This is a genomic window from Kitasatospora sp. NBC_01287 (assembly GCF_026340565.1).
In the GTDB taxonomy this organism is placed as follows: Bacteria; Actinomycetota; Actinomycetes; order Streptomycetales; family Streptomycetaceae; genus Kitasatospora.
Genome location: NZ_JAPEPB010000001.1, coordinates 4,271,735 through 4,283,188 on the forward strand (window position 1 = coordinate 4,271,735; position 11,454 = coordinate 4,283,188).

An 11,454-nucleotide genomic window follows, 5' to 3' on the forward strand; every position below is an offset into this window, starting at 1 on the left:
ACGGCCCTCCGGTACGACCGAAGCTAAGCGGATCAGGTGACGCGTCAGCCGGTCGCAAATGAACGGAGAGTGAACCTCGGACGGATGCCAGGAAACACCGGTCGGTAATCACGGTTGCATCACGGCAAGGATTCGGCCAAGACACGCTCCCGGCCGACCAAGGCCCCTCACCCAGGCGAACACCGGGGTCCGCGCCCGTTCACCCCGCCAGCCGCTCCAACCGCCCGAACTGCTCCAGCAACGCGTCGATCAGCTCCCGGTCCCGGTCATGGGTGAGCTTCGCCCGCGCCTTGCCGGGCTTCAGCCACTTCATCCGGTCCACCTCGCGGTTGGGCCGGAACTCACCGCGCACCGGCACCGCCGCCCAGTACCGCACCTCCTTGGGCCGGCCCTGCGCCAGGTAGTGCTGCGCGGGCAGCGGCGCGAGCAGCCGGCAGACCAGTCCGGTCTCCTCCTCAACCTCCCGCAGCGCCGCCTGCCACGGCGTCTCACCGGCCCGCAGCTTGCCCTTGGGCAGGCTCCAGTCGTCGTACTTGGGGCGGTGGATCAGCGCGATCCGCGGCTTGCGCTCCCCCGAGCCGTCGCGCCGCGGGCCGCCCGGCAGCCACAGCACCGCACCGGCCGCCAGCACCGTACCCATCCGGCCCCCCGACCCGTCCGCTTCGCGCGCCGCCGCGGCATCGCGACCCGCCGCGTGCCCCGCACCCGTCCACCGCCCCTGCCGCTTCGCTTCCCGCGCCTGCCTGCGGGCCAGCGGGCCGGCCGGGCCGGCCGCCGCCGCGGCCATCCGGGGCTCCCCGGACCGGGGACCGGTCTGCCGGGGATCGGTCTGCTGCTCAGCGCTCAGGCGCTCGCCCATTCATGCCATCCGTGGTGCGGGAGGGTCGGCCACTGCAGACCGAAGGCGTACCTGGCCGCCTCGACCTCCAGACGCTGATCAGCATGCACCACCCCGAGCACGTACGCCGTGGCAGGGGTGATCCGCGGCGTGCGCGCCGCCGTGGCCACCGTCACCGCCGCGTCCGCCGCCTCCTGGTGCCGGTCCAGCACCTGGTCCAGCACGTCCAGCTCGAGCCCGGGCCGCCCGCACACCTGCGAGGCGTACCTGGCCCGCTTCAGCAGGATCCGCGTGCGCTGCCACGGCGCGTCGTCCGCCGCCAGCGCCCCGTCCGCGTCCCCCGCCGCCGGCCGTCCCTGGGGTGGGACAGCCACCGCCGCGTCGGTACCCCCCGCACTGCCCAGCCGGTGCAGCGCGTCGCCCTGGTAGGCGGTGGCCGCCCGGTGCAGCGGCAGCGCCCGGACCGCCTGCCCCAGCGCCTCGAACGCCTCCGCCGCGCGGGCCGGCAGCAGCTCGCCGGCCCGGCCGGCCGCCATCGCCACCAGCGGCGACTCCCCCACCAGCAGCGTCATCCGGTCCGCCAGCGCGTGCAGCCGCGAGGAGCGCAGCTCCTGCAGCACCGAGCTGTGCGCCCGGGTCCTGGCCAGCGTCAGCTGCCGGTCCAGCAGCGCCCGTGCCTTCGGGGCCCCCTGGTGCCCGGCCAGCATTCCGGGTCCGAGCCCCTCGCCGCCCTGCCCGGTGGCGCTGAGGGTGTCCAACGCCCCCAGCAGCCGGAGCGATCTGCGCAGGTAGGCGGGCTCCTGCGCGAGCAGGCCCAGCAGCCAGCGCAGCTCGGTGCGCGACTCCTCGGCCCACTCGGGCTCGAAGAGCGCGCCGAAGGTGTGCAGCGCGCCGCCGAGCCGCCGCACCGACCGCAGCAGCTCTCCCGTCCCGGCGGTGCCGCCCGGCGAATTCACCGAGGGCAGCGTGCCGGGGCGGGCCCCGGCCTCCCCCACGGCCTGCGGCAGGGCACGCAGGAATCGGCCTGCCTGTTCGGTGAGATACCGCGAAAGGACCTCGCCGGCGGTCGCGGTGGCCGCCGGGGCCGTCATGGGCGCGTCAGTCATGTCGTGGGTACTCCCCGTTCCCCCAGGGCAGGCGACGGATGATCAGGGGCGGTCGAAAGCGGTCAGAGCGAGGCGGCGACGCTCCGACGGCGCAGGCGCGAGTCGATGAGCAGTTCTTGGATGTCCCGGAGCCGGTGGCCGTTCTCGTCCTGGCTCCGTCTGGACCAGGCCCCGTCCGGGCCCAGGTGCCAGGAGGCGGTGTCCTCCGCCATCCCGAGGTCGATCAGCCCGGACAGCTCCGTGCGGTGCGCCGGATCGGCCACCCGGACCAGCGCCTCGATCCGCCGGTCCAGGTTACGGTGCATCATATCCGCACTGCCGAACCAGACTTCGTGATCTCCACCGTTGCCGAAGACGAAGATCCGCGAGTGCTCCAGGAAGCGGCCGAGGATGCTGCGCACCCGGATGTTCTCGCTCAGCCCGGGCACTCCGGGCCGGATCGCGCAGATCCCGCGCACCCACACGTCCACCGGCACGCCGGCCCGCGAGGCACGGTAGAGCGCGTCGATCACGTCCTCGTCGACGATCGAGTTGACCTTCAGCTTCACGTAGGCCGGCAGGCCCGCGCGGTGGTTGGCGACCTCGTTCTGGATCCGGGCCAGCAGCCCGTCCCGCAGCCCGCGCGGCGCGGTCAGCAGCCGGCGGTAGGACTCCCGGCGCGAGTAGCCCGACAGGCGGTTGAACAGGTCCGACAGGTCGGCGCCGACCTGCGGGTCGGCGGTGAGCAGCCCGACGTCCTCGTAGAGCCTGGCGGTCTTCGGGTGGTAGTTGCCGGTGCCGACGTGCGCGTAGCGGCGCAGCAGCTCGCCCTCCTGGCGCACCACCAGCGAGAGCTTGCAGTGCGTCTTGAGGCCGACCAGCCCGTAGACCACGTGGCAGCCCGACTCCTCCAGCTTGCGGGCCCACTTGATGTTGGCCTGCTCGTCGAAGCGCGCCTTGATCTCCACCAGCACCAGCACCTGCTTGCCGGACTCGGCCGCGTCGATCAGCGCGTCCACGATCGGCGAGTCGCCCGAGGTGCGGTAGAGCGTCTGCTTGATCGCCAGCACGTGCGGGTCGGCCGCGGCCTGCTCCAGGAAGGCCTGCACCGAGGTGGAGAAGCTGTCGTACGGGTGGTGCAGCAGCACGTCGCGCTCGCGCATGGCCGCGAAGATGTCCGGCTGCGAGGCCGACTCGACGTCGGTGAGCCCGCGCGCGGTGCCGGCCACGAACTTGGAGTACTTCAGCTCGGGGCGGTCCAGGCCGGCGATCCCGAACAGCCCGGTCAGGTCGAGCGGACCCGGCAGCGGGAACACCTCGGCCTCGGTGATGTTCAGCTCGCGCACCAGCAGGTCGAGGATGTAGGGGTCGATCGACTCCTCCACCTCCAGCCGGACCGGCGGACCGAACCGGCGGCGCATCAGCTCCTTCTCCAGCGCCTTGAGGATGTTCTCGGTGTCGTCCTCCTCGACCTCGAGGTCCTCGTTGCGGGTCACCCGGAAGGCGTGGTGGGCCAGCACCTCCATCCCGGGGAAGAGCTCCTCCAGGTGGGCGCCCATCACGTCCTCCAGCGGCACGTACCGCTGCGGCGAGGCCTCCAGGAAGCGCATCAGGGACTGCGGAACCTTCACCCGGGCGAAGTGCTTGTGCCCCGAGACCGGGTTGCGCACCACCACCGCCAGGTTCAGGCTCAGGCCCGATATGTACGGGAACGGGTGCGCCGGGTCGACCGCCAGCGGGGTCAGCACCGGGAAGATCTGGGCCCGGAACAGGGTGTGCAGGCGGGCCTGTTCCTTCTCGGTCAGCTCGGCCCAGCGCACCAGCTCGATGCCCTCCGACGCCAGGTCGGGCAGCACCTCCTGCTGGAAGGCGGCCGCGTGGCGGGCCATCAGCTCGCGCGACCTGGTCCAGATCAGGTCCAGCACCTCGCGCGGCTGCAGGCCCGAGGCGCTGCGCTGGGCCACTCCGGTGGCGATCCGCCGCTTGAGGCCGGCCACCCGGACCATGAAGAACTCGTCCAGGTTGCTGGCGAAGATCGCCAGGAACTTGGTCCGCTCCAGCAGTGGGATCTGCGGGTCCTCCGCGAGCTCCAGAACGCGCTCGTTGAAGGCGAGCCAGCTGCGCTCCCGATCCAGGAAGCGGCCTTGCGGCAGCTCGTCCAGATCGTCCGCACCGTCCGCGTCGGGGAACTGGTCGAGAGCCACGCCGAGCGCCTTGGTCAGGCGGGACGGGGCGGGCACTCCGGGTGACTCGGGCATGGCGGTGACTCCTGACGGGTCGGACGCTTCGGGCTCTCTGGCCGCGACCGGGCGGGGAACGGTCATGGGTTCCAGCTCCTCCAGCGGATGACGCCCGCGCACCCGGCCCGGGCACGCCGGCGCGCGCCGACCGGTGCCGGACACGGCTCACCGGGCCGATCGCCCGGCCTGGTCGTTAGCCGACCAGGCCCGGTGATGTGGCCCAAGCTGCGGGAGCGAGACACTACGGACGTCATCCTGTGATCTTCGCGGCGGCAATTGAATCCACGGTAAACACCGCATGGCCAGGAGGAAAGCTGAGGCGGTCGGCCCCGCGGTGCGCTACCGCACCGGCCGCCCTTCGGCGACCCGATACATCAGGTCTACCTCGTGGACGGTGAATCCGACGCGCTCGTAGACCCGAACCGCCGCCGTGTTGTCGGCGTCGACGTAGAGCAGCACGGTGGGCAGGCCGCGGTCCTCGGCCAGATGCCGCAGGCCGGCCGCGGTGAGCGCCCGGCCCAGGCCGTTGCCCTGCTCCGCCGGGTCCACCCCGACCACGTAGACCTCGCCGAGCTCGGGCTCGGTGGCTGTGGCCGGGTGCACCTTGGTCCAGTGGAACCCGACCACCCGCTCGGCGTCCACCCCGCTACCGTCCCCCCCGCTACCGTCCTCACTGCCGTCTGCTCCGCCGCGCACCGCCAGGAAGAAACCGGCCGGGTCGAACCAGGGCTCGGCGATCCGATCGGCCAGGTCGCGGGCGGTCCAGGAGCCCTGCTCGGGGTGGTGGGCGAAGGCGAGCGCGTTGAGTCGCAGCCAACCCTCGTCGTCCGTCCCGGGGCGGAAGGTCCGCAGGGTGATCCCGTCCGGCAGCGGCACGGCGGCGGGAGCCGGCGCGGTGCGGCGCATCTGCCGAAGCTCGCGGACCAGCGCGGCGCCGTGGACCTCCGCGAGCCGGCGGGCTCCCGGGTGACCCCCGTGTGCCCAGAAGTCGACGGCGCGGCCCGGCCCGGCCTCGGCGAGCACGGCCCGCACCAGCTGCCCGCCCAGGCCCCGGCGCCGCAGCTCGGGCAGGACCGCGAGCTCGACGGTGGCCGGTTGCGCCTGCCCGCCGAGCTCGACCTGCGCGTAGCCGGCCGCCGCCCCGGCCGCGGTGGCCACCACGTGCCGGATGCCCGGACGCGGCTCGGCCGCCCGAAGGCGCAACCGACCGGCCTCGGAGACGGCCTCCCGGCCGTCCGCGGCCGCCGCCGCCGCCAGGACGGCCCGCGCCGCGTCCAGCTGGTCAGGGGCGAGGGTGTCAGCGCTGCTGATATGCGTGGCAGTCTCCATAGCTGGGACCCTACGCTGCCTCACATGTCATCAGATGCCGTACGAAGAGTCCGTCCTGCCGCCTACGCGGTCTGTGTCGAGGACGAGCGGATCCTGCTCGCGCGCTGGGTCTCGCACGAGGGGGAGCGGTTCTGGACCATGCCCGGCGGTGGTCTGGACCACGGGGAGGACCCGTACGACGCGGCGATCCGCGAGGTTGCCGAGGAGACCGGCTACCAGGTGGAGCTGGAGCGGCTGCTCGGGGTCGACTCACACCACGTGACCTATCCGCCGGACCCGGTGAACGGACCGTCCCCGCGCGACTTCCACGGGCTGCGGATCATCTACCAGGGGCGGATCACCGGCGGCGAGCTGCGCAACGAGGAGGACGGCTCGACCGACCTGGCCGCCTGGATCCCGCTCGCCGAGGTCGAGCAGCTGCCACGGATCTCGCTGGTCGACATCGCGATCGCGCTCTACCGGGAACGGCCGGCGCTCGGGCGAATCGCACCGTGAACGCGAAGAAGCCCCCAGCCGAAAGGCTGGGGGCTTCTCCTGAATGATTGTTCGGCGGCGTCCTACTCTCCCACAGGGTCCCCCCTGCAGTACCATCGGCGCTGTAAGGCTTAGCTTCCGGGTTCGGAATGTAACCGGGCGTTTCCCTCACGCTATGACCACCGAAACACTATGAAACTATCGGCCGCACCACACCCGTGACCAACGGTGTGGGGTCGTTGTTTCAGAACAACACAGTGGACGCGAGCAACTGAGGACAAGCCCTCGGCCTATTAGTACCGGTCAGCTCCACCCATTACTGGGCTTCCACATCCGGCCTATCAACCCAGTCGTCTACTGGGAGCCTTACCCTCTCAAGGAGGTGGGAGTGCTCATCTCGAAGCAGGCTTCCCGCTTAGATGCTTTCAGCGGTTATCCCTCCCGAACGTAGCCAACCAGCCATGCCCTTGGCAGGACAACTGGCACACCAGAGGTTCGTCCGTCCCGGTCCTCTCGTACTAGGGACAGCCCTTCTCAACACTCCTACGCGCACAGCGGATAGGGACCGAACTGTCTCACGACGTTCTAAACCCAGCTCGCGTACCGCTTTAATGGGCGAACAGCCCAACCCTTGGGACCTACTCCAGCCCCAGGATGCGACGAGCCGACATCGAGGTGCCAAACCATCCCGTCGATATGGACTCTTGGGGAAGATCAGCCTGTTATCCCCGGGGTACCTTTTATCCGTTGAGCGACGGCGCTTCCACAAGCCACCGCCGGATCACTAGTCCCTGCTTTCGCACCTGCTCGACCCGTCGGTCTCACAGTCAAGCTCCCTTGTGCACTTACACTCAACACCTGATTGCCAACCAGGCTGAGGGAACCTTTGGGCGCCTCCGTTACTCTTTAGGAGGCAACCGCCCCAGTTAAACTACCCACCAGACACTGTCCCTGATCCGGATCACGGACCCAGGTTAGACATCCAGCACGACCAGAGTGGTATTTCAACGTCGACTCCACGACAACTGGCGTTGCCGCTTCAAAGTCTCCCACCTATCCTACACAAGCCGAACCGAACACCAATATCAAGCTATAGTAAAGGTCCCGGGGTCTTTCCGTCCTGCTGCGCGAAACGAGCATCTTTACTCGTAATGCAATTTCACCGGGCCTATGGTTGAGACAGTCGAGAAGTCGTTACGCCATTCGTGCAGGTCGGAACTTACCCGACAAGGAATTTCGCTACCTTAGGATGGTTATAGTTACCACCGCCGTTTACTGGCGCTTAAGTTCTCAGCTTCGCCCCACCGAAGTGGAGCTAACCGGTCCCCTTAACGTTCCAGCACCGGGCAGGCGTCAGTCCGTATACATCGCCTTACGGCTTCGCACGGACCTGTGTTTTTAGTAAACAGTCGCTTCTCGCTGGTCTCTGCGGCCACACCCAGCTCAGAGAGCAAGTCTCCTCACCAGACATGGCCCCCCTTCTCCCGAAGTTACGGGGGCATTTTGCCGAGTTCCTTAACCATAGTTCACCCGAACGCCTCGGTATTCTCTACCTGACCACCTGAGTCGGTTTGGGGTACGGGCCGCCATGAAACTCGCTAGAGGCTTTTCTCGACAGCATAGGATCATCCACTTCACCACAATCGGCTCGGCATCAGGTCTCAGCCTCAATGAGTGGCGGATTTGCCTACCACTCGGCCTACACCCTTACCCCGGGACTACCACCGCCCGGGCTGGACTACCTTCCTGCGTCACCCCATCGCTCACCTACTACCCTGTTGGATCAGCGGCTCCACCACGTCCCTTCGTCCGAAGACTCCAGGCCGGCTTCACGGCTTTAGCATCCAGAGGTTCGACGTTGGCGCTTCAAAGCGGGTACGGGAATATCAACCCGTTGTCCATCGACTACGCCTGTCGGCCTCGCCTTAGGTCCCGACTTACCCTGGGCAGATCAGCTTGACCCAGGAACCCTTGGTCAATCGGCGCAAGAGTTTCCCACTCTTGTATCGCTACTCATGCCTGCATTCTCACTCGTATCCCGTCCACGACTCGATTCCTCGGCCGCTTCACCCGGAACACGACGCTCCCCTACCCATCCACAGCGCCGTTGGACGTATTCTGTGAATGACACGACTTCGGTGGTGTGCTTGAGCCCCGCTACATTGTCGGCGCGGAATCACTTGACCAGTGAGCTATTACGCACTCTTTCAAGGGTGGCTGCTTCTAAGCCAACCTCCTGGTTGTCTCTGCGACTCCACATCCTTTCCCACTTAGCACACGCTTAGGGACCTTAGTCGGTGTTCTGGGCTGTTTCCCTCTCGACCATGGAGCTTATCCCCCACAGTCTCACTGCCACGCTCTCACTTACCGGCATTCGGAGTTTGGCTAAGGTCAGTAACCCGGTGAGGCCCATCGCCTATCCAGTGCTCTACCTCCGGCAAGAAACACGTGACGCTGCACCTAAATGCATTTCGGGGAGAACCAGCTATCACGGAGTTTGATTGGCCTTTCACCCCTAACCACAGGTCATCCCCCAGGTTTTCAACCCTGGTGGGTTCGGTCCTCCACGCGGTCTTACCCGCGCTTCAACCTGCCCATGGCTAGATCACTCCGCTTCGGGTCTTGGGCATGCAACTGCGTCGCCCTATTCGGACTCGCTTTCGCTACGGCTACCCCACACGGGTTAACCTCGCTACACACCGCAAACTCGCAGGCTCATTCTTCAAAAGGCACGCAGTCACGGCCCGCCGAGAAAACTCGACGAACGACGCTCCCACGGCTTGTAGGCACACGGTTTCAGGTACTATTTCACTCCGCTCCCGCGGTACTTTTCACCATTCCCTCACGGTACTATCCGCTATCGGTCACCAGGGAATATTTAGGCTTAGCGGGTGGTCCCGCCAGATTCACACGGAATTTCTCGGGCTCCGTGCTACTTGGGAAAAGCTCAAGTGAGCCGCACAGATTTCGTCTACGGGGGTCTTACCCTCTACGCCGGACCTTTCGCATGTCCTTCGACTATCCATACGGTTTCTGACTCACCCAGCCGCCGGCAGACGACTGAAGAACTCTCCCACGACCCCGAAGTGGCAACCCCTGCCGGGTCTCACACCACTACGGTTTAGCCTCATCCGGTTTCGCTCGCCACTACTCCCGGAATCACGGTTGTTTTCTCTTCCTGCGGGTACTGAGATGTTTCACTTCCCCGCGTTCCCTCCACATACCCTATGTGTTCAGGTATGGGTGACAGCCCATGACGACTGCCGGGTTTCCCCATTCGGACACCCCCGGATCAAAGCTCGGTTGACAGCTCCCCGGGGCCTATCGCGGCCTCCCACGTCCTTCATCGGTTCCTGGTGCCAAGGCATCCACCGTGCGCCCTTAAAAACTTGGCCACAGATGCTCGCGTCCACTGTGCAGTTCTCAAACAACGACCAGACACCCACCCTCAACACCCGAAGGCATCTCAAGTAGGACCGGCACTGAGACAACGGAAACCCGTTCCCTCAGGACCCAACAACGTGCCCGACACACCAGACTCACAGTTACGCTTTCCACGCCGAAGCAGTACTCACGAACCATCACCCAGTGTGCCGAATAGTCAACGTTCCACCCATGAGCAACCAATCCGAGGCATTCGCTCGGATCTGGCCATGTGCTCCTTAGAAAGGAGGTGATCCAGCCGCACCTTCCGGTACGGCTACCTTGTTACGACTTCGTCCCAATCGCTGGTCCCACCTTCGACGGCTCCCTCCCAAGGGTTAGGCCACCGGCTTCGGGTGTTACCGACTTTCGTGACGTGACGGGCGGTGTGTACAAGGCCCGGGAACGTATTCACCGCAGCATGCTGATCTGCGATTACTAGCAACTCCAACTTCATGGGGTCGAGTTGCAGACCCCAATCCGAACTGAGGCCGGCTTTTTGGGATTCGCTCCACCTCACGGTATCGCAGCCCTTTGTACCGACCATTGTAGCACGTGTGCAGCCCAAGACATAAGGGGCATGATGATTTGACGTCGTCCCCACCTTCCTCCGAGTTGACCCCGGCAGTCTCCTGTGAGTCCCCATCACCCCGAAAGGCATGCTGGCAACACAGAACAAGGGTTGCGCTCGTTGCGGGACTTAACCCAACATCTCACGACACGAGCTGACGACAACCATGCACCACCTGTATACCGACCACAAGGGGGCGCCCATCTCTGGACGTTTCCGGCATATGTCAAGCCTTGGTAAGGTTCTTCGCGTTGCGTCGAATTAAGCCACATGCTCCGCTGCTTGTGCGGGCCCCCGTCAATTCCTTTGAGTTTTAGCCTTGCGGCCGTACTCCCCAGGCGGGGAACTTAATGCGTTAGCTGCGGCACCGACGACGTGGAATGTCGCCAACACCTAGTTCCCAACGTTTACGGCGTGGACTACCAGGGTATCTAATCCTGTTCGCTCCCCACGCTTTCGCTCCTCAGCGTCAGTAATGGCCCAGAGATCCGCCTTCGCCACCGGTGTTCCTCCTGATATCTGCGCATTTCACCGCTACACCAGGAATTCCGATCTCCCCTACCACACTCTAGCCTGCCCGTATCGAATGCAGACCCGGGGTTAAGCCCCGGGCTTTCACATCCGACGCGACAGGCCGCCTACGAGCTCTTTACGCCCAATAATTCCGGACAACGCTCGCACCCTACGTATTACCGCGGCTGCTGGCACGTAGTTAGCCGGTGCTTCTTCTGCAGGTACCGTCACTTGCGCTTCTTCCCTGCTGAAAGAGGTTTACAACCCGAAGGCCGTCATCCCTCACGCGGCGTCGCTGCATCAGGCTTTCGCCCATTGTGCAATATTCCCCACTGCTGCCTCCCGTAGGAGTCTGGGCCGTGTCTCAGTCCCAGTGTGGCCGGTCGCCCTCTCAGGCCGGCTACCCGTCGTCGCCTTGGTAGGCCATTACCCCACCAACAAGCTGATAGGCCGCGGGCTCATCCTGCACCGCCGGAGCTTTACACCAACCCCCATGCGGAGGAAGGTCATATCCGGTATTAGACCCCGTTTCCAGGGCTTGTCCCAGAGTGCAGGGCAGATTGCCCACGTGTTACTCACCCGTTCGCCACTGATCCACCCCGAAGGGCTTCACCGTTCGACTTGCATGTGTTAAGCACGCCGCCAGCGTTCGTCCTGAGCCAGGATCAAACTCTCCGTGAATGATTACCCGTAATCGGGTTCACACCCGCGTTGAGCGGCACGACAACCACCGGAATAGGGCGGCCCCGTGCACTGCGTCCTCGCTGTGTCTTACTTCAAAAGGAATCTCCAACCCCCACCAAACGGTGAAGGCCGGGGATGTCAACATATCTGGCGTTGACTTTTGGCACGCTGTTGAGTTCTCAAGGAACGGACACTTCCTTCAAGCCGCTCTCGCAAGCTCTCCGGGCATTCGTTTCAGTATTACTGCGTTCTTTCTTCTCTTCGAGCTTATCAGACCCGCCTCCCGGCGTTTCCCGA

The 11,454-nt window shown here is 65.6% G+C and carries 5 protein-coding genes and 3 rRNA genes; 1 reads left to right on the top strand and 7 read right to left on the bottom strand.

Annotation, left to right across the window (positions count from 1 at the left end):
• Positions 1-199: 199 nt before the first annotated feature.
• The 4 genes from OG455_RS18135 to mshD form a co-directional block, all read right to left on the bottom strand.
• On the bottom strand, positions 200-859 hold the full coding sequence (locus tag OG455_RS18135) for an NUDIX hydrolase (RefSeq protein WP_323185533.1): 660 nt from the start codon (positions 857-859) through the stop codon (positions 200-202).
• Positions 844-1,944: a CHAD domain-containing protein gene (locus OG455_RS18140; RefSeq protein WP_266294990.1), complete on the bottom strand. Its 1,101-nt coding sequence runs from the start codon at positions 1,942-1,944 to the stop codon at positions 844-846. The genes OG455_RS18135 and OG455_RS18140 overlap by 16 nt, the downstream gene beginning before the upstream one ends.
• 62 nt (positions 1,945-2,006) lie before the next feature.
• Positions 2,007-4,247, bottom strand: a complete 2,241-nt coding sequence (locus tag OG455_RS18145; RefSeq protein ID WP_266294992.1) for an RNA degradosome polyphosphate kinase — start codon at positions 4,245-4,247, stop codon at positions 2,007-2,009.
• A gap of 255 nt (positions 4,248-4,502) precedes the next feature.
• Positions 4,503-5,492: a mycothiol synthase gene (gene mshD / locus OG455_RS18150; RefSeq protein ID WP_266294994.1), complete on the bottom strand. Its 990-nt coding sequence runs from the start codon at positions 5,490-5,492 to the stop codon at positions 4,503-4,505.
• Between the two features lie 24 nt (positions 5,493-5,516).
• Between mshD and OG455_RS18155 the strand changes: the two genes are divergently transcribed.
• Positions 5,517-5,987, top strand: coding sequence for an NUDIX hydrolase (locus OG455_RS18155; protein ID WP_266294995.1), 471 nt, complete (start codon positions 5,517-5,519; stop codon positions 5,985-5,987).
• 49 nt (positions 5,988-6,036) lie between these two features.
• Here OG455_RS18155 and rrf read toward each other — a convergent pair.
• The 3 genes from rrf to OG455_RS18170 form a co-directional block, all read right to left on the bottom strand.
• Positions 6,037-6,153, bottom strand: a 5S ribosomal RNA gene (gene rrf, locus OG455_RS18160).
• A gap of 86 nt (positions 6,154-6,239) precedes the next feature.
• Positions 6,240-9,361, bottom strand: a 23S ribosomal RNA gene (locus tag OG455_RS18165).
• Between the two features lie 271 nt (positions 9,362-9,632).
• Positions 9,633-11,154, bottom strand: a 16S ribosomal RNA gene (locus OG455_RS18170).
• The 16S, 23S and 5S rRNA genes sit together here, the layout of an rRNA operon.
• Positions 11,155-11,454 lie beyond the last annotated feature (300 nt).